This is a genomic window from Parabacteroides sp. D25 (assembly GCF_000307475.1).
In the GTDB taxonomy this organism is placed as follows: domain Bacteria; phylum Bacteroidota; class Bacteroidia; order Bacteroidales; family Tannerellaceae; genus Parabacteroides; species Parabacteroides distasonis.
The window spans coordinates 663,837-687,304 of sequence record NZ_JH976500.1; the positions used below are offsets into that span (position 1 = coordinate 663,837).

At 45.6% G+C, this 23,468-nt stretch carries 22 protein-coding genes; 6 read left to right on the forward strand and 16 right to left on the reverse strand.

The features are described from left to right. Positions 1–4 precede the first annotated feature (4 nt). Entirely contained in the window at positions 5–391 is a 387-nt protein-coding gene (gene crcB, locus HMPREF0999_RS02605; RefSeq protein ID WP_008779782.1) for a fluoride efflux transporter CrcB, read from the reverse strand. A gap of 70 nt (positions 392–461) precedes the next feature. Then, on the reverse strand, positions 462–1,481 hold the full coding sequence (gene pheS / locus HMPREF0999_RS02610; RefSeq protein WP_009275102.1) for a phenylalanine--tRNA ligase subunit alpha: 1,020 nt from the start codon (positions 1,479–1,481) through the stop codon (positions 462–464). Between the two features lie 168 nt (positions 1,482–1,649). On the opposite strand from pheS, the gene HMPREF0999_RS02615 reads away from it, so the two are divergent. Then, entirely contained in the window at positions 1,650–2,924 is a 1,275-nt protein-coding gene (locus tag HMPREF0999_RS02615; protein ID WP_005857328.1) for a hemolysin family protein, read from the forward strand. 9 nt (positions 2,925–2,933) lie between these two features. Here the strand turns inward: HMPREF0999_RS02615 and HMPREF0999_RS02620 are convergent, their stop codons facing one another. The 6 genes from HMPREF0999_RS02620 to HMPREF0999_RS02645 all read right to left on the reverse strand — a co-directional run bounded on the left by HMPREF0999_RS02620 (position 2,934) and on the right by HMPREF0999_RS02645 (position 8,713). Beyond that, positions 2,934–3,656: a porin family protein gene (locus HMPREF0999_RS02620; protein ID WP_009275103.1), complete on the reverse strand. Its 723-nt coding sequence runs from the start codon at positions 3,654–3,656 to the stop codon at positions 2,934–2,936. Between the two features lie 4 nt (positions 3,657–3,660). Further along, complete coding sequence (locus HMPREF0999_RS02625; protein WP_005862715.1) at positions 3,661–4,227, reverse strand: flavin reductase family protein; 567 nt, start codon at positions 4,225–4,227, stop codon at positions 3,661–3,663. A gap of 91 nt (positions 4,228–4,318) precedes the next feature. Beyond that, entirely contained in the window at positions 4,319–4,783 is a 465-nt protein-coding gene (pyrI, locus tag HMPREF0999_RS02630; protein ID WP_005857324.1) for an aspartate carbamoyltransferase regulatory subunit, read from the reverse strand. A gap of 12 nt (positions 4,784–4,795) precedes the next feature. Beyond that, positions 4,796–5,716 carry an aspartate carbamoyltransferase gene (gene pyrB / locus HMPREF0999_RS02635; protein WP_005857322.1) on the reverse strand — a complete coding sequence of 307 codons (921 nt, stop codon included), beginning with the start codon at positions 5,714–5,716 and terminating at the stop codon, positions 4,796–4,798. Positions 5,717–5,790: 74 nt separating this feature from the next. Then, positions 5,791–7,491 carry an alkaline phosphatase gene (locus tag HMPREF0999_RS02640; RefSeq protein ID WP_009275104.1) on the reverse strand — a complete coding sequence of 567 codons (1,701 nt, stop codon included), beginning with the start codon at positions 7,489–7,491 and terminating at the stop codon, positions 5,791–5,793. A 43-nt stretch (positions 7,492–7,534) separates the two neighbouring features. Then, positions 7,535–8,713: a M24 family metallopeptidase gene (locus tag HMPREF0999_RS02645; RefSeq protein ID WP_005857318.1), complete on the reverse strand. Its 1,179-nt coding sequence runs from the start codon at positions 8,711–8,713 to the stop codon at positions 7,535–7,537. A gap of 135 nt (positions 8,714–8,848) precedes the next feature. On the opposite strand from HMPREF0999_RS02645, the gene HMPREF0999_RS22605 reads away from it, so the two are divergent. Further along, on the forward strand, positions 8,849–8,989 hold the full coding sequence (locus tag HMPREF0999_RS22605) for a hypothetical protein (RefSeq protein ID WP_170078648.1): 141 nt from the start codon (positions 8,849–8,851) through the stop codon (positions 8,987–8,989). A gap of 53 nt (positions 8,990–9,042) precedes the next feature. Here the strand turns inward: HMPREF0999_RS22605 and HMPREF0999_RS02650 are convergent, their stop codons facing one another. Continuing rightward, positions 9,043–9,492: a YhcH/YjgK/YiaL family protein gene (locus tag HMPREF0999_RS02650; protein WP_009275105.1), complete on the reverse strand. Its 450-nt coding sequence runs from the start codon at positions 9,490–9,492 to the stop codon at positions 9,043–9,045. Between the two features lie 215 nt (positions 9,493–9,707). On the opposite strand from HMPREF0999_RS02650, the gene HMPREF0999_RS02655 reads away from it, so the two are divergent. The 3 genes from HMPREF0999_RS02655 to trhA are packed head-to-tail and all read left to right on the forward strand — an operon-like array spanning position 9,708 to position 12,811. After that, entirely contained in the window at positions 9,708–11,921 is a 2,214-nt protein-coding gene (locus tag HMPREF0999_RS02655) for a heavy metal translocating P-type ATPase (RefSeq protein ID WP_009275106.1), read from the forward strand. Positions 11,922–11,936: 15 nt separating this feature from the next. Next, on the forward strand, positions 11,937–12,143 hold the full coding sequence (locus HMPREF0999_RS02660; protein WP_005857310.1) for a heavy-metal-associated domain-containing protein: 207 nt from the start codon (positions 11,937–11,939) through the stop codon (positions 12,141–12,143). A gap of 17 nt (positions 12,144–12,160) precedes the next feature. Beyond that, positions 12,161–12,811 (forward strand): PAQR family membrane homeostasis protein TrhA, encoded by a 651-nt coding sequence (gene trhA, locus HMPREF0999_RS02665; RefSeq protein ID WP_009275107.1) that lies wholly within the window; start codon positions 12,161–12,163, stop codon positions 12,809–12,811. Between the two features lie 80 nt (positions 12,812–12,891). Here trhA and HMPREF0999_RS02670 read toward each other — a convergent pair whose 3' ends face one another. The 7 genes from HMPREF0999_RS02670 to gadC all read right to left on the reverse strand — a co-directional run bounded on the left by HMPREF0999_RS02670 (position 12,892) and on the right by gadC (position 22,421). After that, entirely contained in the window at positions 12,892–14,211 is a 1,320-nt protein-coding gene (locus tag HMPREF0999_RS02670) for a TldD/PmbA family protein (RefSeq protein WP_009275108.1), read from the reverse strand. 1 nt (position 14,212) lies between these two features. Further along, entirely contained in the window at positions 14,213–15,745 is a 1,533-nt protein-coding gene (locus HMPREF0999_RS02675) for a TldD/PmbA family protein (RefSeq protein ID WP_010183233.1), read from the reverse strand. Continuing rightward, positions 15,735–16,976, reverse strand: coding sequence for an anaerobic sulfatase-maturation protein (locus tag HMPREF0999_RS02680; RefSeq protein ID WP_005857302.1), 1,242 nt, complete (start codon positions 16,974–16,976; stop codon positions 15,735–15,737). The genes HMPREF0999_RS02675 and HMPREF0999_RS02680 overlap by 11 nt, the downstream gene beginning before the upstream one ends. 24 nt (positions 16,977–17,000) lie before the next feature. Next, complete coding sequence (locus HMPREF0999_RS02685; RefSeq protein WP_005857300.1) at positions 17,001–18,767, reverse strand: ArnT family glycosyltransferase; 1,767 nt, start codon at positions 18,765–18,767, stop codon at positions 17,001–17,003. Between the two features lie 98 nt (positions 18,768–18,865). Next, positions 18,866–20,422, reverse strand: coding sequence for a DUF4435 domain-containing protein (locus tag HMPREF0999_RS02690; protein WP_005857298.1), 1,557 nt, complete (start codon positions 20,420–20,422; stop codon positions 18,866–18,868). A gap of 138 nt (positions 20,423–20,560) precedes the next feature. Beyond that, positions 20,561–20,773, reverse strand: coding sequence for a hypothetical protein (locus HMPREF0999_RS02695; protein ID WP_005857296.1), 213 nt, complete (start codon positions 20,771–20,773; stop codon positions 20,561–20,563). 160 nt (positions 20,774–20,933) lie between these two features. Further along, positions 20,934–22,421 carry a putative glutamine/gamma-aminobutyrate antiporter GadC gene (gadC, locus tag HMPREF0999_RS02700; RefSeq protein ID WP_005857294.1) on the reverse strand — a complete coding sequence of 496 codons (1,488 nt, stop codon included), beginning with the start codon at positions 22,419–22,421 and terminating at the stop codon, positions 20,934–20,936. Between the two features lie 197 nt (positions 22,422–22,618). Between gadC and HMPREF0999_RS02705 the strand changes: the two genes are divergently transcribed. Continuing rightward, positions 22,619–23,365 (forward strand): potassium channel family protein, encoded by a 747-nt coding sequence (locus tag HMPREF0999_RS02705; protein ID WP_009275110.1) that lies wholly within the window; start codon positions 22,619–22,621, stop codon positions 23,363–23,365. The last annotated feature ends 103 nt before the right edge of the window (positions 23,366–23,468 follow it).

A 23,468-nucleotide genomic window follows, 5' to 3' on the forward strand; every position in this document is an offset into this window, starting at 1 on the left:
TTATTTACTTGATCATTGTAATGATATTCTTCCCAAGTATGATCCCAAGGAAGACCGCTATCAAACCAAGGATATTACTGGCAAGTACATTGAGTAGTGCCATCTTGTATTCTCCGGTACGCATAAGTACCATCGTGTCGAGAGCAAAAGAAGAGAAAGTCGTGAAACCACCGAAAAGACCAGTGAATAGGAAAGCTCTTGTATTGATAGAAAAATTATAGGCTTCCGCTATACTCCAGCAGAAGCCGATTAAAAAGGAGCCGATCACATTGACCGACAAGATACCAAAAGGAAAGGAGTAAAGCATCGATCGTTGCACCCACGTGGAAACTCCGAACCGTAGCGCAGATCCGATAGCTCCTCCTATTATTAAAAGAAAAACCTTTATCATATCAACCTAGTGTGTTTCCCCCGGGCTAGGTTAAGGCCCGGGGAGATGGTAAATGATTTAGGTTTTCAATTTAATTGGCCGACTCAAACTGTCTCAAGAAACGAACATCGTTTTCCGAGAACATGCGTAAGTCTTTTACTTGGTATTTCAAATTGGTAATACGCTCGATACCCATTCCCAATGCGTAGCCTGAATAAACCTTGCTATCGATACCGCAGTTCTCAAGCACGTTCGGGTCTACCATACCGCAACCGAGGATCTCTACCCAACCGGTTCCTTTACAGAAGGGGCAACCCTTACCTCCACAAATGTTGCAGGAGATGTCCATCTCGGCGGATGGCTCCGTGAACGGGAAGTAAGAAGGACGCAAGCGAATTTTTGTATCCGGACTGAACATTTCCTTGGCGAAGAACAACAAGGCTTGTTTCAAGTCGGCGAATGAGACGTTCTTATCTACATATAACGCTTCTACTTGATGGAAGAAACAGTGAGCACGATAGGAGATAGCCTCATTACGATATACACGTCCCGGACAGATGATACGGATAGGCGGTTCTTGCTTTTCCATTACTCGGGTCTGTACGGAAGAAGTATGTGTGCGAAGCAATACATCCGGGTTATGCTGGATAAAGAACGTATCTTGCATATCGCGGGCAGGATGGTCCTCGGCGAAATTCAAGGAAGAGAAGACATGCCAGTCGTCCTCGATTTCCGGTCCCTCAGCGATGCTGAATCCTAACCGTCCGAATATATTGCAAATTTCTTTCTTTACAAGTGATAGAGGATGACGAGTGCCTAGTTCGATCGGGTAAGCCGTACGAGTCAAATCGATATCATCGTTTGCGGTCTGTACATTCTCAAAGCTTTCTTTTAATTCGTTGATCTTGCTCTGGGTTGTTTCCTTTAGTTCGTTCAAGTATTTGCCAACCTCACGTTTTTGATCAGCCGCTACATTACGGAAATCATTCATCAACGCCGATATCTCGCCTTTTTTGCTGAGATACTTTATACGTAAAGCTTCTAGTTCCTCGGCATTTGCCGCTTTCATATTCTCTACTTCTTGAAGCAGAGCCTTAATTTTATCGAGCATTTCTAATCACACTTTGTATTTGTCATGCAAAAGTACGCCTTTCTTTTGAAACCGCAAGGGATTCGTAAGGTTTTTTAGTTAAATGTAAGCGCAGACACTTAGGTGTCTTGTTTTATATATTAAAGTATTTATATATCTTCGCAGCATAATCAAACTATAAATTAATTAATGGAAATAGTCATTATTATTGGCCTTATCTTACTGAATGGAATTCTTGCGATGTCGGAAATCGCCTTGGTCTCAGCCCGGAAGGCTAGGTTGGAAACCGAAGCGAAACGTGGTAATAAATCTGCGGGCACTGCTTTGAAGCTGGCAAATGAGCCGGATAAGTTTCTCTCAACCATCCAGATCGGAATTACCTTGATCGGTATCTTGACCGGTTTGTACTCTGGCGAGGCGTTAGCTCATAATTTCGCTGTTATAATAGCGCAAATACCGGCCCTAGAACCGTATGCGTTGGGGATCGCTAAAACGACGATCGTTATTATCGTGACGTATCTTACACTTATATTCGGAGAGTTGGTACCGAAGCGGATCGGCATGGGGTGTGCCGAGAAGGTCTCTATGTTAGTTGCTAAACCCATGAATTTTCTTTCCTTGATATCCTCTCCTTTTGTTTGGCTACTTTCAAAGAGTACGGCGTTGGCTGTGAAGATGACGGGCGTGGATACGAAAGAGGAAAATAGGGTAACAGAGGAAGAAATCAAGGCGATCGTGAAAGAGGGCTTCGACGGTGGCGAGGTGCAAGAGGTAGAGCAGGACATCGTAGAGCGAGTCTTTAATCTGGGAGACCGTAACGTGGGTTCTATCATGACGCATCGTAGCGAGCTGGTTTGGCTGGATGTGACGGATAGTACGGAGAAGATTCGGGAGAAAGTGGAGGAGAACTTATTTAATATATATCCCGTGGCCTCGGAGAAGTTCGATAATATAGTAGGGGTCGTTTATCTGAAAGATTTGTTCGGAAGGATCGATCAACCGGATTTCTCGATCAATCAAGTACTTCGCCCGGCACAGTTCGTTCCCGAGAACCAGAGCGTATATAACGCCTTGGAATCTTTCAAGCAGACACACGTGAAATATGGACTCGTTACGGATGAGTTCGGAGGTATCCAAGGTATCGTAACCTTGAAGGATATTATGGAAGGCTTAATCGGACAAGTACCGGAAGTCGGAGAGGAGTCCGAGATCATACAACGTGAGGATGGTACTTGGTTGGTGGACGGCCAATATTCTTTCTATGATTTCTTGGAATATTTCGACATGGAGGATTTGTATGCCGAGCATGATTATAATACCTTGAGTGGCTTGATCCTAGAGATATTGGAACGTGTACCGAAGACGGGTGAGAAATTAAAGTGGCTGGACTTTGAGTTCGAGATCGTAGATATGGATGGCGCCCGGATCGATAAGGTTTTGGTTAAGTACTTGAAAAATGGGTAAAATGTCTTTTTAGAAGAGTACGCCGAGTGAGATACTCATCACGTTCGTTCGCTTGTCAATATTGATATCATAATTAATCTCGGGAACTGGATTGTTGACTTTCTCGAAATCGGATTCCACTTGATTCAATCCGAACTCATAGACAAAGTCGAAGAATAGCCGTCCGATGCTAACCCCTACGCCCGTAGCGACATTGACTCCGAACGGGGTGTTGTCATTCACGTATTCTACATGCGTGGTGGAAGATTCTACCGTATAGGCGATCTTATAGTTGTATTTTAATTTGGGGCCGACCATAAGGCTAAGTCCGTAAGGCCCTTTCTTCACTAGGTTATAGCCTACCATTATGGGAACCTCTAAGGAACTGGTTTTCATCATCAAGAGGTCGGTAGTTGCCGATGTATTGGACAGCATATTATTTTCCGGCAAACTTTGAGGTATGGAAAAACGGATATTTCCCTCGGAGCGATGCCATGAGAAACTAGGCTGGAGGAAGAACCGTTCGATATTGACCCGGCAAAAGACCGCGGCCAGATAACCTACCTTATATTCGATGTCTATATTCTCCGCTTCCTTCCCATTGATGGAAAGGGAGTTTATGACTGGGAAAGTGGCGTTGAATCCCACTTTGGCTCCAAAGTTGAATGCCTTGTCCTCGAAACGCATGAAGCTCTGGGCTTCTGCTAACAGACCGAAAGATAGCAACGCTCCTATAAGGTAGACTTTTTTCATACCGTTATTTTTTCTTTTTCACGGACCAGCCGAATTTACCGACAAATTCACCTAACCCGTAATACTTACCATGCGAGTAAGCCAAAAGATCCGCTTTCTGCATATCAAAAGCCCCTGTCTCTGGGTCTAGATATCGGTCGTCGGCCTGTACGTTTACGACATCAGCGATAAACATATCATGACTTCCGAGAGCGATTACCTCTTTTACCCGGCATTCGATACAAAGCGGAGACTCGTCTATCGTAGGGGCGTTAACGACGGTCGCTTTTCCGGGAGTGAGCTTCATCTCTTCGAATTTATGATGGTCTTTCCCTGAGTTTACCCCGCACCAATCCGTGGCGTAGGCCAGCTCACGATTCGTCAAGTTGATGACGAATTCCATATTCTTCTTCAAGATCGGATAAGAGAATCGTTCCGGACGTACGGATATATAGCACATCGCCGGATTCGTACAAATCGTACCGACCCATGCGACTGTTATTATATTGTACTCGGAAGGCTCATTCCCACAACTCACCATTACGGCTGGCAATGGATAGATCATGGTTCCCGGTTTCCAATCGTGCTTCATATAAAATGCAGTTTTTACAATTGCGAGTTGAGAATTGAGAATTAGCTCCACAAAGGTCTTTGACTTTCAATTCTCAATTCTCAACTTTCAATTATTTAATGATAATGTCTTCTTTATTAATCTTACGTTCGCAATAATGACATTTAATGGTTCCCTTCTCCTTGTCGATCACGTGGAAGCGGGAAAGCATCGGCTCATTATTGGTGATACATTTCGGATTGTTACATTTGACCAAGCCAATCAGCTCGTCGGGTAAAGTAACCGTCTTCTTCTCTACAACCTCATAATCACGGATAATGTTCAATATAATATTCGGGGCGATCATGGCGATACGGTTGATCTCGTCCTCCTCGAAAAATTTGTCGGCGATCTTGATCATACCCTTGCATCCCATCTTGTTGCTATGGAAATTATTGCCGATCGTGATCGTATTGTTCATTTTCTCCAGTCCCAGTAAAGAGGCTACCTTGAATAATTGGCTGGGAGGAATATGGTCTATGGCGGTACCGTTCTCTAAAGCGGCTACCTGCAACTCTTTTTTCTTTTCTGCTGACATAAAACTTCGTTTTTATTCGTCGATAGATATACCTAAAACTTCGCAAATGATAGCTTGGCGTGCGAACAGCCCGTTGCGTGCCTGCTGGATGTAATAAGCCTTTGGATTGTCATCTACATCGTAAGCGATCTCGTTCACACGGGGTAGCGGATGTAAGATACGCAGGTTTTCACGGCTGTTTCTCAGCATGTCGTTACGCAGGATATACACGTTCTTTACCCGCTCGTACTCTTCCAAGTCTGTGAAACGCTCACGTTGTACACGGGTCATATAAAGGATATCCGTCTGGTTGATGATATCTTCCGTGAAATCGGTATGCTCCTCGTATTTGAGCCCGTGCTTGTCGCAGAAGTTCTTTTGCTCGTCCGGCATGCGCAGCTCGTTCGGCGCGACGAAGTGGAAGGTCGGATGGAAGTGAGACATTCCCACGATCAAGGAGTGAACCGTACGGCCATACTTCAAATCGCCGACCATCGTGATGGTGAGGTTATCCAGTTTGCCTTGTGTCTTGCGGATGGAATACAGGTCCAGCATGGTTTGCGAGGGATGTTGGTTCGCCCCGTCACCAGCGTTGATGATAGGGACATCCGTCACCTCAGAAGCATAGCGGGCAGCTCCTTCCAGATGATGTCTCATAATGATCAAGTCCACGTAATTGCTTACCATCAAGATCGTATCTTTCAAGGTCTCGCCCTTGGAGGAACTAGTCGTGGAAGCGTCCGAGAAACCGATCACCCGTCCACCTAAACGGTTTACGGCTGTCTCGAAACTCAGTCTCGTACGTGTAGAGGGCTCGAAGAACAGGGTGGCGGCGACTTTGCCTTCCAGTAATTTCCGGTTCGGATTTTCCTCAAACTTCCTTGCGTTATCCAGAATACGAAGAATGTCCTCTTTGGAACATTGATCGATAGAAACTAAACTTTTACTTTTCATAGGTTGTGTATATTCTGTCTTATGTACGCGAATGTATAAAAAAAGCGGAGACCGAAGGGCCTCCGCTTTATATTTTATTTTAAGAAATCAACTAGACTTGCCGGAAGATAGAATGTGTTATTTTTATCGACATAAACGACGACAGAGTTTAACCGTATCTCATCTTGGCCTTTCTTCCCGGACTTCACGATGTTGGAGAACGGGGTGATCGTTAGCTGTTTTTTCTTATCTTTCTTGTTCTTAACGATCAAGGTTGGAGAACCTTTCTCGTCGGCGGCAGGGACGATCTCGCAAGTGTAATCCTCGAATACGTCCGTGTGGCGTGCGAAGTTCTTGCTTGTAAGATCTTCCAAGTTTCCGTGTGTCAATCCGAACAAATTGCATAAGTACTCATTCAGCTCGATGTTCGTATTCATACCTAGGGGTAAGGTTCCTTGCGGATGGTAAGCGGCTAGGAATACTTCCTCGCCCGTATGACCGCCGGTCGTGAAACCGAAGCAAGTGCGGGAAGTGATGATATGCGCCATCAATCCGGTTAACGAGCCACTGTACATGGAGGAATTATCTTCCGGTTTGCGTTGGTCTTCTGGTATCGGGCTGTTCTTGTAGTCCTTGCAATTGTTCAACGCGTTCATCTCTTCCGGAGTCAGCTCGAAGCCGGCGTAGGTGCGGAATACGTTTTGCACTTCTGAGTTAGGAACGCTGTTTACCTTGTTGGCGAAACCCTCGGCTGTCAATTTATACAGGGAGAATTGGTGGAACAATTGGTCTTTCGTCAATTTATCGTAACCTTTACAATCTTTTCTACCTAAGCTGATACCGCTGTTTCCGTGGTCGGGTACGATGACAACGGCAGTCTCGCCATTATTGCGTGCGAACTCCAATGCGGCACCGCAGGCACGATCGAATGCCAAGAAATCGGTAGCCATACCTACCGGGTCATTTCCATGAGCGGCCCAGTCTACCTTACTGCCTTCTACCATTAAGAAGAAGCCATTCGGGTTCTTGGATAATTTGTCGATCGCCTTACGAGTCATTTCCTCGATAGAAGGTTGCTCTTCCGGATTGCGGTCGATATCGTAAGCCATTTCCTTGTTGCCATATAAAGCCCACATCTTCTGATTATTATCGGCACGCATACCTTTCAGGTCGTTTCTATATACGCCGTATCCGTTCGCCAATAGATAATCTTCCATATCCTTTGTAAGGATAGAAACTCCACCACCGATAACGACATCGATATCATTATGAACCATCTGCGGAGCGATCCAGTCGTATTTACCACGGTTGTAGCTATGAGCGGAGCAGTCCGCCGGGGTAGCGTGCGGGAATTCGCAAGTGAAAACCAATCCCGTGGCTTTGCCCTGCAACATCTTTCCAGCCTCCAATACGGTGGTAAGCGGTTGGAAGGCACGGGCCGGGTCGGTCGGGTAGATATCGTTATCACCGTCGTTCTCCGGGTAAGTGGATACATAACCCGTACGGCTCGGTTGTCCGGTCATGTAGCATGATGTAGTAGGAGCGGAGTCGCCGATAGGGGCGTTAGAAGAATGCGTACGCACCGTTCCGCACAAATACGGGTCGATGTTCAATTTCGGTTTGCTGGGATCTTGGTACCATTGCAACCAACGGGCGATAGAGATAGTCGCCAATGAGGTTCCGTCCGGGATTAAGAGAATCACGTTCTTGACAGGCTTCACGTTCTCCTTTTCCACGGCATTGGCCGGCATGATGATAATAGCCAGCAAAAGCAGAAAAGCTAATGTTTTTTTCATGTGCTTTAATTTAATAATGTATAACAAATTCTTCTATTAAATCCTAATTTCCAAGTGGGATGATCTCCTCGTTGAACCGTGTCAACTTCTCCACGCCCGTCTCCGTTACAAGGAAACTGTTCTCGATACCCACGGCACCGACACCCGGGATCACGAATTTGGGCTCCAAGGCGAACACCATATTCGGTAAAAGCTCCTCTTTCGAGCGAGGGGTAAGCACAGGTAGCTCATTGATCTGTATACCGATGCCATGTCCTACGAATTTAGCCTGTTGCTCGGTTCCCATAAAGTTAGCCGAAAGACCTTCTTTCTTAGCGATATTCGCCGCTATATTATATAAATCCGAACAAGCGGTTCCCGGGCGGGTAGCGTTTTCCACCTCCTGCTGTATCGTAAGGGCCACTTGATGCGCCCGATAAGCTTCCTCCGTCAGGCGGCCTACGGAGAAGACACGGGTCATGTCCGTCATATAAGCCGTATAATTGCCGGCCATATCCACCATGATAGCGGTACCTTCTTTTAATAAAGTACCGTTAGCGCCCAGCGGACAAGAAGCGTCTATGCCGCCTCCACCCAAAGCGAAATCAAAAGGGGATGGGGTCTCGGCGTTTTCCCCGGCGAGAATACTGCCCATATAGATATCCATATTGGCTCCGAAAGCACGGAAAAGACCGATCGAGCCGTTCTTGCGCATACGTTTCTCGATCTCGTACTGAAACTCCAAGTCTGTCATACCGGGACGGAAACATTCCGGGATCTCGCTATAAGTAGCCTCATGCTTGCGGGCGGCGATACGGAATTGCCCGATCTCCCAAGGGGTTTTTACCCGGCGAAGGTTTCGCATGAAAGCGGTGGCGTTACCGGCCTCCTCCGGTTGGAATACCTTTTGTAAACGGATATATTCATTATAAGTTAACTCATCTGCCTCTAATAAGAGTCTTTTCGGCATCTTAATTCCTCGTTCCGCAAATAAGGTTGGGATGTCTTCCGGCTTACGGATGTATTCCACTTGATGTCCTGAAAGCCCGTTCGGTCGCTTGATCAGGAACCACGGCTCACCGTCTACCGGCAAATAAAAATAACCACTATAGATTTGTCCTGTCGTATAATAAAGATTTACATCTACGGTAAGCAAACAGGCATCCATACCCATCTTTGCCATACCATCTCTCATCCGATCCCATTTTATCTTTAGGTCGTTCTTCAATTCTTCTGAAATCATCTTCCTTTGTATTACTTTTATTTTGTACCGGGCATCAAAGGTAACAAGAATTTACGAGATTTAAGTGGATTTGAGGTGAATAAAGTATTACAAACGCATATATGCGAATATACGGTTGAATAGGGAAATCTTCTTATGAATAAAGATAATCATATCTGTATCTATTCCTTGATTCTCGTCGTGAATCCTATAAACCACGGCGTGGTCTTTACAGATCATGGCGTGGTTTACAAAGACCACGCCGTGGTTTGTAGAATAGAAGTAGATCCGATATAGAATATATAAGTATTCAGCTGGTTATTCTTGCGGAACAGATAGGGTATTCGATATTATTGGATCGGGATCTTGATAACCACCTTCCGGATATTCCCTTGGCCGATACCCGGGGCGTGCCCGTCTTCCGGGAAATAAATGGCGAATTGTCCGGGATAGATTTTCGTATAGGCGGTAGGTTTGTCGATATAAAAGGCGATATCTTGCTCCTCGTTGTATGAGACGGATTCCTCTTGCAATTGATCTCCGGGCTTCCATCCGATTTTCTCTACGCCCAATAAGGGGAATTGGATATCGATAAATTTCTTGTGGGTCTCGATGGCCGCTTCCGACTTCTCCTTTCCGAAGAGGCTGGCGATGCTAACTGTGAAACCAGCGTCCGCTATATCGTATTTACCATCTTCCATTTTTGAAAAATCAGTAGACTTAACATAGTCAAAAGCCTGCTTGAACAGCGGATGGATACATTCGATCCGCTTAGAGTTCTCAAGTGAGTCTAGAATCATATTGTTATTAAGTTTTAGTAATTGGTTTGAAAATCCTTACAAATGTCGGGTATTTCCCTGTTAAATAATAGTCATATTTCTCAAATAAATCTATTAAGTTCCTAGGTTTCTTAACGTACGTAAATACTGTTTCGTAAAGTTTGCAATCTGGTTGCAATCATATTTATCGTATCTTTGTTATTCATTTATATATAACTAAACAGGTGATACGATCTATGAAAGATTTGGAGACAATTATATTACCGGTTCTCGAGATGAGTTGCGCCGTATGTGCCAATAACGTAGAGAATACGGTGAAGGGACTTCCCGGCGTGGAAGAGGCATCGGTGAATTTCGCGGCGAATACGCTTTCCGTCAAATACCATCCATCCTTGATTACTCCTCAGAAAATGAGAGAGGCCGTGCAGGAGGCCGGATACGATTTGGTCGTGGAGGTAGAGGATCCGACGGCGGTACAGGAAGAGATGGCACGAGAGCATTACCGGAAGCTACGCCGGAATACGATCGGGGCGTGGGTACTTTCCATTCCGCTGGCCCTGCTGGGAATGGTGTTTATGCATACGCCCGGCGGTAACTGGATCATGATGGCACTGGCCTTGGTGATTATGATCGTGTTCGGGCGGTCGTTCTACGTGAACGGCGTGCGCCATGCGTTGCACGGTAGCGCCAATATGGATACATTGGTGGCGTTGAGTACCTCGATCGCTTTCCTGTTCAGTTTCTTCAATACCGTATATCCGCAGTTCTGGTATGAGAAAGGATTGGAGCCGCATGTTTATTATGAGGCATCCGGCGTGATCATAGCGTTCGTCCTGTTGGGCAAACTTCTGGAGGAGCGGGCGAAGAACAGCACTTCTTCCGCTATCAAGAGCTTGATGGGATTGCAGCCTAAAACCGCCCGTCGTGTGCGAGATGGTCAGGAGGAAGAGGTCTCTATCTCGTTCTTGCGGGTGGGAGATCTTGTCAGTGTCCGTCCCGGTGAGAAGATCCCGGTGGACGGCACGGTGTCTCAAGGTTCCTCTTCCGTGGATGAGAGCATGTTGAGTGGCGAGCCGATTCCTGTCGTGAAATCACAAGGCGACCGAGTCTTGGCCGGGACGATCAACCAAAAGGGCGCTTTCTTGATGGAGGCGACCGGGGTGGGGAGTGCTACCGTATTATCGCAAATCGTACAGATGGTACAAGCCGCTCAAGGAAGTAAGGCGCCCGTGCAGCGTATCGTTGATAAAATAAGTGGTATATTTGTACCGATCGTTGTCGGATTGGCGATACTTACTTTTATCGTCTGGCTGGTAGTAGGAGGAAGCGGGTACTTCTCGTACGCTCTCTTATCGGCGGTATCGGTATTGGTGATCGCTTGCCCTTGCGCGTTGGGACTTGCTACGCCAACTGCCTTGATGGTCGGGATGGGTAAAGGCGCCGAGCATCATATATTGATCAAAGACGCTTTTGCCTTGGAAAACCTTTGTAAGGTGGATACCGTCGTGCTGGATAAGACCGGGACCTTGACCGAGGGCGTGCCCGAGGTGACAGACTCTTTCTGGATATCGGAGGCGAGCCGGGATATGCTGGATATCCTTTATACCGCCGAGATGAAGTCTGAGCATCCTTTGGCGTCCGCTATCCTCTCATGGTTGAAAGGAACGGAGGCCGCGGAGATCGACGCTGATAGTTTCGAGAGCGTAACGGGGCGTGGTATCCAAATGCAGGTACATGGCGTGACGTATTGGGTAGGAAGCAAAGGCTTTTTGGAAACCTTCAAGGCGATGGTTCCGCCCGAGGCTGGGCGGGAAATCATCCGGTGGGAAGAGGATGGCAAGAGTATCGTTTATTACGGTTGGGAATCGGAATTGCTTGCGGTCATGGCTATTTCGGATCGGTTGAAACCTACGTCGGGAGAGGCGGTAGAGGCCTTGAAAGAAATGGGTATCGAGGTTCATTTATTGACCGGCGATGGAAAACGGACCGCCGAGACCGTTGCGGCCATGCTGGATATCCGTCATTATAAGGCAGATGTCTTGCCGAGCGATAAGGAGGAGTATATCCGTTCCTTGCAAGCCGCCGGAAGGAAAGTGGCTATGGTTGGGGATGGTATCAACGACTCGCAAGCTTTAGCCCGTGCGGATGTGAGCATTGCGATGGGTAAGGGAACGGATATCGCCATGGATGTGGCGATGGTCACGTTGATTACTTCGGATTTGATGTTATTGCCGGATGCGATCCGCTTGTCGAAACGTACGGTTCGCTCGATCCACCAGAATTTATTCTGGGCATTTATCTATAACTTGATCGGAATCCCATTGGCGGCGGGTGTCCTATTCCCGGTGAACGGACTGTTACTGAACCCGATGTTGGCGAGCGCCGCGATGGCTTTCAGTTCCGTGTCGGTGGTATTAAATAGCTTACGGTTGAAATGGAGTAAACTTTAAATAATAAGTAGAGATATGGCAACATTAAAATTTAAGACAAACGCTAAATGTGGCGGATGCGTGGCGGCTATCGGCGCTAAGTTGAATAAATTAGTAAAAGAGGACGCATGGTCGATCGACTTGAAATCCCCGGATAAAACATTGACTATAACAACCGATCTTCCGGCGGAGACCATTCTTTCCGCCGTATCGGAGGCCGGTTTCAAGGCTAGCGCCTTGTAGTCGTAGCGATCGGATGGATGAGAAAACAAAGACAGACTCATGGTGAGGAAGTAGCGAATGTGCTTACGCATGGCGCGGGCATGTTGTTCGGCTTAACAGCGATTATCGTTTTGATGATCGCCGGGATTCGTACAGGTGATCCGTGGGTGATCGGTAGTTTCGCCGTTTATGCGTTGTGCATGACTTCCTCGTATGTGACCTCTACCTTTTACCACGCCGCTTCCGATCCCAAGCGGAAATGCCAGTTGCGCCGTTGGGATCATAGCGCTATTTATTTGCATATCGCGGGTACTTATACGCCATTTACCTTGGTGGCTCTCCGCGACGAGGGTTTCTGGGGCTGGGGATTATTTATTACGGTTTGGCTGGCAGCGGTTATCGGCGTATGGTTTAGCTTCCGTCGGATGAAGAAAAAGGATAATCTGAAAACGGTTTGTTATCTGCTGATGAGCTGGGTGGTGATTATCGCTTTCAAACCATTGATCGATGTTTTCCAGCGTACGGATTCGATGTATGTCTTATATTGGTTGATCGGAGGAGGCTTGTTCTATTCCTTAGGAACGATTTTTTTCTTTCTGGATAAATATAAATATATGCATTCCGCATGGCATTTATTCGTTCTCGGGGGAACGGTTTGCCATTTTATAGCGATCTATAATTTGGTGTAAGGAAAAATAAAGAAGCCGGAACTGTGTTTAGCGGTTCCGGCTTCTTTTATTCTTGTTCTTCCGGATGTTGTTTCTTGTATTTATAATCCGCTAAAATCAACCCCATTGAAAAGCAAGGAAGGGATTCGCCAGCTGGAGGATAGGCGGGGGTCGTTTCCGACTTCCGCTAGGTTACTCCATAGGGAGAGCATATTACCCGTGGCGTTCATCTCGGAGATCGGTTGGGATAGCTTGCCTCTCTCGATCAAGAAACCTTCCACACCATACGAGAAATCGCCGGTCGTGCTATTGCAGTTTCCACCGTTGAAGCCGGTCACCAATATACCTTTGTCGATAGAGGCGATCAATCCGTCCAGATCCTTATCACCATTCCGCATGGTAAGAATCGAGGGAGAGCCGATCGTTTGTTCCATGCCCATCTTGTTGGCGGAATACGTATCGATATAATACGTTTTCAATATACCCTGCTCGAATACCGGAAGACGTTTCGTGGCAACACCCTCGCTATCGAAATAACGTGCGCCGGAAGCCTTTACCAAATGAGGCTCATCTATCAAGATCATCTTGTCGCTCGCTACCTTTTGGTCGATCTTATCCAACAAGAAAGAGTTCTTTTGCTGGATGGAGGAACCATAAATGGCTCCGATTACTGGAGAAAGCAGACGACTGGAGTTCATGTTATCCACGATCATGGTATATTTACCGGACGCCACTTTCCGCTGTCCCAGTTTTCGAAGCACCCGTTCCAGCGCTTTCGTACCGATACCGGTCTTCACCAGCTCGTCATAATACAAGGAAGAGTCGTACCAATAAGACTCGGGACGGGCGTCACCCTCCCCACGGATGCTGACACTCCCCACCAAGCCATAAGAGGAACCAGAAGCCTCGCCTTCGAAACCGTTGCTGGCTACCATGTACTTAAAGTCCTTCTCGTCGCTGTAGGAAGCGTTGGCGGAGATGATCCGGTCGTCTTTGCCCATGATTTCCTCACAGACGCTCATGGCCAACGCTACCTTGTCGTCCGGTTGCACGGAGTCGAAATTCGGGTCGACCAATCGCAAGTCCGCCGCCCCACCTTTATAATACAAGGAAGCGTCCGGCAGCGTGCGAGCCTTGTCCTCGGCGAGGAAACGAGTGGCGGAGATACCATCCTTGATGAACTTCTCCAGCTCTTTCTTATCCAAGCGATTGGTAGAGTAGGAGCCGTAACGGCCGTCCACGAACAAATGAACCACCATGCTGTTCTCGGACGCCTGTTGCAGACGGTCTATTTTCATATCCCGTATCTCAAACGAACTGCTGGAACCATTGTAAAGCGTGACACGTGAAGACTGACAACCATTCTTCAAGGCATATTCCATGGCCCATTGAGCCAATTTCTTATTTTCGTTTGTTATCATATTAGTTTTCTCCTCCTACTGTAAGTTTGCTGACTAAGGCCGACGGCATACCGCAGGTTACCGGGCAAGACTGTCCATCCTTACCGCAGGTCCATGTGCCGTTATCCATTTTATAATTATTACCCACCATCGTGATATCCGCCAACGCTTTCGGGCCGTTACCGATGATATTGATATCCTTGATAGGTTGGGTGAGCTTGCCGTTCTCGATCAAGTAACCATCCTTCACGAAGAAGGTAAAATCGCCTGCGCCAATCTGTACCTGCCCGTTCGTGAAGTTGGCGGCATAGATACCTTTCTTTACGGTAGAGATGATCTCCTCTTCCGTCACGTTGCCCGCTTCCATATAAGTGGCACGCATACGGGGGATAGGCATCTGACGGAAAGACTCCCGGCGGCCATTGCCCGTAGAGGGGATGCCGTAATGTTTTGCGCTGATACGATCGTGCAGATAACTGGTCAAGACTCCCTCCCGTACGATATAGGTTTTTTGTCCGTCCACACCCTCGTCATCGATATTGACCGAGCCCCGGTTGAAAGGAATCGTGCCGTCGTCCACCACGTTGATATGCTCGTTGCAAACTTTCTTGTTCAGCTGATCGGAGAAAATAGAGGTGTTCTTACGGTTGAAATCCGCCTCGAAAGCATGGCCGATCGCCTCGTGCAATAAGATGCCAGAGCCACCGGCACCCATGACAACAGGCATTTCCCCGCCTTTTGGCTTGATCGCCTGAAATAAGATAGAGGTCTTATCCACTGCCTCTTGGGCAAGCTCGTTGATCAGGTCGTCCGTCAGGAATTCCGCTCCCATACGAAAAGCCCGTGCGGCGTACGAGTTCTCGATCTTCCCGTTATCCTCCATGATGCAGACGGCGCTCAAGGCGCTCATCGGGCGATAATCGTAATAAATCTGCCCTTCCGAGTTACAGAATAAGATATGAGAGGTCGTGTCTCCCAAAGAGGCCATCACCTTGGTGACCCGCTTGTCCTTTGCGAATATCTGATCGTTCAGTTTCTGCAAGAAAGGCATCTTGTCATTAATGGCTATCTCGTCCCAAGGTGTTTGTACGTTATAGAAATTGTTCGTACACGCTTTTTCCGTCAGGTTTATTGCGGTGGTGTTCGCCGATCCGGTGGCGATCCGTGCGGCCGTGCGAGCCGCCTTCAGCATCTCGTCTAAGGTAACGTTCTCTACGTAGGCGTATCCCGTTTGGTCACCAGCCAAGACTCGTACGCCCATCCCAAAATCGATGTTGGATGAGGCACGGTTTACGGCACCATCCTGCAACCCCACGTTGTTCCTGTATGAATGCTCGAAAAACAAATCGGCATAATCCCCGCCTTTCTCCAAGGCTGCCGCCAATACCTTCCTCAAATCCCCCTCACTCACCTTGAAATAATTCATAGCGAATGAAATACCGGCTGCTTTATCCCCCTCACTACCGGTGCAACTTCCTAGTAAGGAAGGAGCCGCTAATGTTCCAAGCATAACCATACCTCCTGTTTTAATGAAATCACGTCTGTTAATATTCATGTTGTTGTTGTTTAGCCCAATCCATCACGTTTGCGGGTGGACGTTGATTCAATAATTCTTTTTTCATAAAGTCCATGTAAGGAGCTACATGCTTGAAGAATTTCTTGTATCCCTTACATAGATAATTTAGTCCCGGCTCTCCATTCGGCGTATGGAGAAACCGGTTTTTCGGGCACTCTCCATGGCAAGCGAAAAGATATTCGCATTCCTTGCATTGCGTAGGGAGCTTATCTTCTTTATCCGTTCCAAACTTTTGTTGTACCGGACTGTACATCATCTCCGTTAATGTCTTTGTTTGGATATTCCCGAGTTTGTATTCCGGGAATACGAAATGGTCGCAAGCATATACGTCGCCATTGAACTCCATTACCCCGGCGTGACCGCAATGGCGAGCCAAGGAGCAGACCCCGGGTTGTTCGCCTACCCAGTTCGCCAAGGTGGAATCGAATAATTGGATGTAGAACTTGCCGACATCCTCTTTTAGCCACTCGTCGAACAAGGCGCAAAGGAAATCCCCCCATTTCTCGCTATCTACCGAGAACGGAGCTAGCTCGATCGCTGCGTCTTGCTCCTCGGGAGAAGATAGCTTGGTGCCTTCCTTGTGCCGGCCGATACGCTCCACGATCGGGGCGAATTGGATGAAACGGCAATCCAGTTCCTTGAAGAAATTATAGAATTCCAGCGGATAATCCACGTTATAATCATTCACGACGGCCATGGCGTTATACTCTACCCCATGTTTTTTCAGCAACTCGATTCCCTTCATCACCTTATAGAAAGAGGGGAGTCCCTGCCGGTTCCTACGGTATTCGTCGTGGAACTCTTGCGGGCCATCGATAGATACACCCACCAAGAAATTATTTTCCTTGAAAAATTGGCACCACTCATCATTCAATAGGGTACCATTGGTTTGGATACAGTTATCTATTTGCCGTCCTCCCGCATACTTACGCTGCAACTCCAAGGCTTTTTTATAGAAGCTGATCGGCCGCATCAGCGTCTCGCCTCCATGCCATGTAAACAAGACTTCTTGCATGGTTTGGCATTCCATGTATTCCTTGATGAACTTCTCGAGTATCTGATCTGTCATGATGTGATTCTTTACATCCGGATAGAACTTGCTTTTCTCAAGGTAATAACAATACTCGCATGCCAAATTACAAACAGAACCAATCGGTTTCAACATGATGTAGACCGGCTTAGCGAAAGGGGAAATATAGGAGCTATTCATGGTATATTATTAGATGTTACATTTCTATTTCAACTCGAACTCGCTAAGTACAATTTTTTGTTTTAGTTCGCTGAACGTTTGATCGGACTTAGTCAGTGTACGGAAGGTATATTTATCCCCGTATGTGGAAAGTACCTTTTCCATCTCATTTTCTCCGATCAAGAAATAACCTTTGGCGGGTGTTTCTTTATCGAAGTCATGGAAGATATTTCCCATATAGAAGTTTAACCCGTACAGATTCCGATAAATCCGAAGGTTATTTACGACATATACATTCTTTTTATTCAATGGATATTCTTTCAGGATACGTTCAGCGAAAACACGGCAAGAATCCCCTTCACGAATACCTCTCATAATGACACCATCAATTAATAAATTAACCGAGAATGTCAAGGCTATCGTAGCGTAGAGAATCTTGATATTTATTTTCTTGAACATCTGGTAATAGACCGTTCCTAATATCAATAGATTTATGAAGATAATACAGATCGTAAGCGTGCTGGGATGAACCAATACTTTTGATACCATTCGTACCATGTCCAAGGTCGATGCGTTTTGTGTATATTGACCGACGATACCAACAGGATCAATAATACCGAATACCGTAAGCAAGATCGCTATCATGACGACACTTACTACGGAAGCTAAAAAGGCAGCGAATACCCGAGTTACTTTCGTACGGTATTCTGTAATATATAAGGCATACTGAGCCAAGAACAAGGCAATGAACGGATAAGCCGGCATTAAATATACGCTTCGTTTACTGGAAGGGATCGAATAGAAGAAAAGGATGCCGATTAAAGCAACCAAACTAAATAAACGAACTTTTTCCATGGAGCGGATACGTTTCCACGTATTCTTTAAGATCTCTTTAATAGGTTGCTCAGGCTTGCTAAGTTTCAGCCCGAATAAAGAGAAGAAAAAGAAAATAGTCCAAGGTATAAAGCCTGCCGCCAACGTCATGAAATTGTACCAAACACCATTCTCATGCCCCAGATCATAGGAAATTTCAGGAGTGTTTAGGTGTAAGAAACGAGCGAAATTCTCCGCTAATACGACATTAAGGAACTCATCTCCCCCCTGCTTCCATGCGGCGGTATACCACAACATCGGTAGGAATAAAGAGGAAATTCCCGCATATAATAAAGTCTTGAATATGGTGAGATAACTGTATTGACCTAACATTAATAGATAAATGCCGAATACGAATAGGGGCAATACTACGCCTACCGGTCCTTTGGTCAGAACGGCGCATCCTAATAATAAAGGTATGAATATGGGAAGTCCTTTCAGCTCTAATTTATCTTCCCATCGATATAGCTGGAAAAGCCCTATGACGATGAAAGTAGTGAGCAACATATCCACCCGAGTCGTCATGGCCGCCCGATGTATCTCTACGCAGGTGACCAATAGGAGGGTCGCTATGAATGCCTCCTGAAACTTTACGATTCGTTTACCGAAAAAGACCAATACGAACCCGATCAAGGTAATAAAGGCTAAAGCCGATGGCAAGCGGGAGGTGAACTCGGAAACATATCCCTGTGGATAGGAGAAAGCAGCCATTAACCAATGCGCCATCGGTGGCTTAAAAGCGAACTCGTTGGCGTAGGATTGTGGCAAGACCCAATTGCCCGTCTCGAGCATGGAGATCGCTACGGCCGCTTCCCGGGGTTCCCCTTTGGTGGAGAAGTCGCCGAGGCCGATCCAAGGTAACACAGATATAATACAGATTACTACCATCATGGTTACCGGCTTTTGCAAGTAAAGATATTGAAGTGTAGGTGTACGCATATGACAATTAATATATAGGGCTTTGGCCCATTAATGTTATAAAACAGTTTGCAAAAGAACAATTTTTTATGGACTTTCCCCGCATTTTTAGAAACTTTTTATGTGCCCAATGAATGTTTGATAGCCTTTCGTATCGCTTCCGCATCCTCCTTGTTTTCCTTTAATATGGAGAGAATCAGGTTTAAATAACTCTCTTTGTTACTGATACCGCAGATCGCGCATAGGCGGCTCTGTGGTAACATCCCTTTTTGATTATAAACACGGAGGATGCTTTTGTAGTTCTCCGTTTCTATATAAGACTCGAACTCTTCTTTTATGTTTTTGTATATTTCTTCCACATGGATGTTCAGACGGATACTCTCTACATGTTCGGTTAATTGCTCCACCGTCGTTATCTTGCGATCAACGGTAGTCTCCAGTTTTTTACGGACTTGATGTTTGGCATGAAGGATTACTTGCGAGTCCAGTTCTTTTTGGAAAAGACGTACTACGTTTTCTTTCACTTGCTTGAAAACATCGTCCGGATCTTTCATCAACCGTTTGGCGACCGTCTTGATCACATCCTCTATCATCAATAGGTTCTCCACTTCCGCTACGTCCGGTACATAAATATGTTGTTCCCGTAGATAGTTTATTTCTCCTTGTGTACGCCTATCACGATCTACGATACCTTTGCTATCTAATGTATGGAAGTCTTTCAGTTGGCCGAACGCTTTGGTTGTCTCGATTACTTTTTGGCAACCACCCATCGGTTTCACCAAATAATCGGGGAATATGAAGGGGTAAAGCTTACTGTCGATACTGTTCGTGTCGGTCCCTTCGATAAACAAGATCGGTTTCCGGCTGCCAAGTATTTCCATATATACTTCTTCCGGGAAACTTTCATTACTCTCGATCAACTCGTAATCCCATACGGAATGATCCGCGTCGTAAGAACGAATCCAGATCCGTTTGCTGTCGGAGCGGGAGGTGGCGAAATCAATGTCATGTGTGAGATAAACAAACGTACAGTCCGGACGTATCGCCTCAATCTCGTCCCAAAGCTGGTTCTTTATGGAGTTGTGGAGAAGGGTTTCCGGCTCTTCGATCACGAGCAAGGCGTTCGGGCATGCGCATAATGCGGCCCCAATCAAGTAGAACACCAGTTTCTCGCTATCGCTCATGCGTCCGGCGGTGTAGGAATTTGAATCACGCCCCGTGGATACAAGCTCGATAAATCCCGACTTTCGTATCAGACGATTATGCGGAAACATCTTTTCCCAGATCGCTTGTATAATATCTATCTTGGTGATCGGAGGATCTACTTCGTTATTAGTCTTGCAGGCTTCCTTGAAATTGACTGCCGCCTCGAACTCCTCGCTCTGGAGTTGCAAAATCAGTTTCTCGTATTCAGAAATACGTGGCATGAACAGTCGTTCTTTGATCATAGACTGTAAACGTGCGAATTCATTGGAGGCCGATAATTTAGATTCGTCATCGCTGATGAATAAGGCATGTATACCGGATATTCTTTTCGCTTGACCCGCATATCTCTCCAATAAATCTCTGCCAAAAGAGCTTTTTCCCGCACCGTTCGCTCCGATCACGACTAATATCTTCGTGTCTAGCATGATGGGATGTGTCACATTAACTTTCGTTGGGAGTGTTAGTTCCATACATGTTATTGATTAGGTTTTCAAAGATAAGCTTTTTCTTTGAAAGTTCGCACGAGACCTAAAAAATAAAGTGCCTTTTCCGAAACATCCTTAAAGACGGGAAAGGCACTTTTATTAAAACCTTAGCAGAGTTTTTTCTTATTTGCTCTTCTCCAAGATAACGCGAGCGAGGCGAGCTTGTATTTGCATTAATGTATTAACATCCTCGTTCTCGAAATTGATGTCAGCTACTTTTAAACTTCTTTTGGAAACTACCGGAGCCGATTTAGCAGCCATTAATTCTTGTACTAATTCATCTACTTGCTCTTTGATTTTCTCTGCCTTTTTTGAATAATCTACTGTACGTGCCATAGTTCTTTTGATATTTTATTTTATGAATACTATCGCAAAGATAATTACATTTTTATAATACACATAATAAAACGTAAATATTCTGTGCTATTTTTACGAAAAAGTCCGAGCTGCAATATTTTCGCAGCCCGGACTAGGTAATTATCGAGATGAATGTGTGTTATGCTTTTGTCGTATTCGTCTCGGATACGTCATTTTTTACTTCCCAATGGAACGGTTCGAATTCAGTGTTCGGATCTACCCAAGATGCTTTCTTAGACGCATAGATAATAAACGGTGCCGCAACGACAACAATTACACCGATGAAGAGAACGGCGAACCAAACCGTATTATTTCCTGTAGAAATCTGGCTAGGAGGAATGAAACTTAATACGAACGCTAATAAGGAACCACAGAATCCTAAACCTCCGATTAACCACATCAAGCCATTGCCACCTTTTCCGATACGGAAAGGACGACCTGCCTTTTTCATCTTATAACGTAATGCGATCGCTCCGGAGAACATCAACATATACATTATTAAATATAAGATCACCGTAAGCTGTGATAAGATCTGATAAAAGCTTTGTACGGATGGCATTACCACGAATAATAAGCTAAGAAGTGTAACAGCCGCTCCTTGGATATAAAGGATGTTTTTCTGTACGCCGATCTTATTGGTCTTCTGGAAGAACGGGGGCAGATAACCTGCTTTACCAACTGCGAATATACCTTTGGAAGGACCAGCGACCCATGTCAATACTCCTGCTAATACGCCAAATGCCAAAGCGATAGCGATAATTGGGGATAACCATGAGGCATGAATGTACTTGAAGTAATTGTCGAATCCCACTAATAAACTTTGCGTAAGATTGATGTCTTTCTCTGGGATAATAATACCCAACGCAAAAGTTCCTAGTACGAAGATTACAACGGTGATCAAGGCACCGATAAATACAGCTTTCGGATAGTTTTTAGAAGGATTGTCAACGTCTTTCACGTGAATACCGCCCATTTCCATACCTGCGTAAAAAAGGAAGATACTTGCGGCTAAGACTAAGTTGTCGAATTTACTGAAGTCGGGGAAGAAGTTACTGTGGAAATCCATATTGGAATGCCCGCCAGTCGCTAGGTATACGATACCTAAAATGATGAGTAACGCCGCTGGGATGATAGTACCTACCATACCTCCGATTTTCGCTACTTTTCCAACCCAACTCAATCCCTTTAGTGAGATAAATGTAGCCAGCCAATAAATAATTAACACGATCGCTAATGTGTAGTATTTGTTATTCGCCAGTAGCATATCTTCGGGATGATCCATACCGATGAAGGCGATGGATACGGCTCCAAAAGTTAATACTGTCGGATACCAGATCGTACTTTCAATCCATTGAACCCAGATAGCCAGAAAGCCTAGACGTTTTCCATAGGCCTCACCTACCCAACGGAATACACCACCTTGTTTGTCTTGGAACATTGCCGCTAATTCCGCTGCCACCAAAGAGGTCGGGATTAAGAATACGATTGCCGCGAATAAGTAATAGAAAGCCGAACTTAGTCCGTATACGGCTTCTGCTGGCAGTCCGCGTAAAGATACTACTGCCGTCACGTTCATGATTGCTAGGGTAAACACACCTAGCTTTACTGTCTTGTTGATATTTGCCATAGATTTATGTTTTAAAAATGAGAATTACTTCTCTCGTTTAAGTCTGAGTTTATAACAGCGAATCAAAGAAGATGTTTTGTTTTTGCTACGTAAAACTTGGTTAATTAACACATTTCGCTGTTTAAACAAATGGTATATGAGGTTTGTTGTCATAAACCAAAATGAAAAGGATTATAATTAAATAAATAGTAACGCTTATGAAAATGGCCGTATTTGATTTCGCATTGAGAAAGAAGGGGGTATATGGTGTGTTACATATCATTATACTATTGTTGTCGCTGTTCTTGGTTATCAGTATCTCCATCGATACATTTAAGAATATTCCCTTTTACACGCAAACTTCTTATAAGAAGATTCAATTATGGATCTGTTTGTTTTTTCTTTTCGATTTTGTTTTGGAATTTTTCCTGTCGAAAGATAAATTACGTTATTTGCGAACGCACTTTATTTTCTTGCTCGTAGCGATCCCTTACCAAAATATAATAGAATATTATCATATTATCACCTCACCCGAGCTTAGTTATTTCTTACGTTTCGTTCCTTTGGTACGGGGTGGGTATGCGTTGGCGATCGTGGTGGGATGGTTGTCGTACAATAAGGCGTCGGGCTTGTTTGTTTCTTACTTGACGATGTTGTTGGCCACGGTTTATTTCTCAAGTCTTATATTTTTTGTCTTGGAGCATAAGGTGAACCCGTTGGTGGCTAATTATGGGGACGCTCTATGGTGGGCGTTTATGGATGTGACGACGGTTGGCTCTAACATATCCGCTATTACGGTTACGGGACGAGTCCTCTCAGTCGTATTGGCTGCTTTGGGCATGATGATGTTTCCAATATTTACGGTATATGTGACAAGCCTTGTCCAAAAAAGTAACGAGGAGAAAAAGAGGTTTTATGAGAACATACAGGCTCCTTCTCCCCAGCCAGAGGTGAAGGATAAATAGAAACCCTGGTTCCTTACGGTGGATACTGCGAGGTCTTCCCGTAGGGAACAAACAGGCTGGAGGAAGTGGCGGAGATTACACTATGATTTGCCGGAAAGTTTGA

Coding starts and splice junctions, on each gene's coding strand:
- crcB (WP_008779782.1), bottom strand. CDS start 391: ATGATAAAGGTTTTTCTTTTAATAATAGGAGGAGCTATCGGATCTGCG.
- pheS (WP_009275102.1), bottom strand. CDS start 1,481: ATGCTCGATAAAATTAAGGCTCTGCTTCAAGAAGTAGAGAATATGAAA.
- HMPREF0999_RS02615 (WP_005857328.1), top strand. CDS start 1,650: ATGGAAATAGTCATTATTATTGGCCTTATCTTACTGAATGGAATTCTT.
- HMPREF0999_RS02620 (WP_009275103.1), bottom strand. CDS start 3,656: ATGAAAAAAGTCTACCTTATAGGAGCGTTGCTATCTTTCGGTCTGTTA.
- HMPREF0999_RS02625 (WP_005862715.1), bottom strand. CDS start 4,227: ATGAAGCACGATTGGAAACCGGGAACCATGATCTATCCATTGCCAGCC.
- pyrI (WP_005857324.1), bottom strand. CDS start 4,783: ATGTCAGCAGAAAAGAAAAAAGAGTTGCAGGTAGCCGCTTTAGAGAAC.
- pyrB (WP_005857322.1), bottom strand. CDS start 5,716: ATGAAAAGTAAAAGTTTAGTTTCTATCGATCAATGTTCCAAAGAGGAC.
- HMPREF0999_RS02640 (WP_009275104.1), bottom strand. CDS start 7,491: ATGAAAAAAACATTAGCTTTTCTGCTTTTGCTGGCTATTATCATCATG.
- HMPREF0999_RS02645 (WP_005857318.1), bottom strand. CDS start 8,713: ATGATTTCAGAAGAATTGAAGAACGACCTAAAGATAAAATGGGATCGG.
- HMPREF0999_RS22605 (WP_170078648.1), top strand. CDS start 8,849: ATGAATAAAGATAATCATATCTGTATCTATTCCTTGATTCTCGTCGTG.
- HMPREF0999_RS02650 (WP_009275105.1), bottom strand. CDS start 9,492: ATGATTCTAGACTCACTTGAGAACTCTAAGCGGATCGAATGTATCCAT.
- HMPREF0999_RS02655 (WP_009275106.1), top strand. CDS start 9,708: ATGAAAGATTTGGAGACAATTATATTACCGGTTCTCGAGATGAGTTGC.
- HMPREF0999_RS02660 (WP_005857310.1), top strand. CDS start 11,937: ATGGCAACATTAAAATTTAAGACAAACGCTAAATGTGGCGGATGCGTG.
- trhA (WP_009275107.1), top strand. CDS start 12,161: ATGAGAAAACAAAGACAGACTCATGGTGAGGAAGTAGCGAATGTGCTT.
- HMPREF0999_RS02670 (WP_009275108.1), bottom strand. CDS start 14,211: ATGATAACAAACGAAAATAAGAAATTGGCTCAATGGGCCATGGAATAT.
- HMPREF0999_RS02675 (WP_010183233.1), bottom strand. CDS start 15,745: ATGAATATTAACAGACGTGATTTCATTAAAACAGGAGGTATGGTTATG.
- HMPREF0999_RS02680 (WP_005857302.1), bottom strand. CDS start 16,976: ATGAATAGCTCCTATATTTCCCCTTTCGCTAAGCCGGTCTACATCATG.
- HMPREF0999_RS02685 (WP_005857300.1), bottom strand. CDS start 18,767: ATGCGTACACCTACACTTCAATATCTTTACTTGCAAAAGCCGGTAACC.
- HMPREF0999_RS02690 (WP_005857298.1), bottom strand. CDS start 20,422: ATGGAACTAACACTCCCAACGAAAGTTAATGTGACACATCCCATCATG.
- HMPREF0999_RS02695 (WP_005857296.1), bottom strand. CDS start 20,773: ATGGCACGTACAGTAGATTATTCAAAAAAGGCAGAGAAAATCAAAGAG.
- gadC (WP_005857294.1), bottom strand. CDS start 22,421: ATGGCAAATATCAACAAGACAGTAAAGCTAGGTGTGTTTACCCTAGCA.
- HMPREF0999_RS02705 (WP_009275110.1), top strand. CDS start 22,619: ATGAAAATGGCCGTATTTGATTTCGCATTGAGAAAGAAGGGGGTATAT.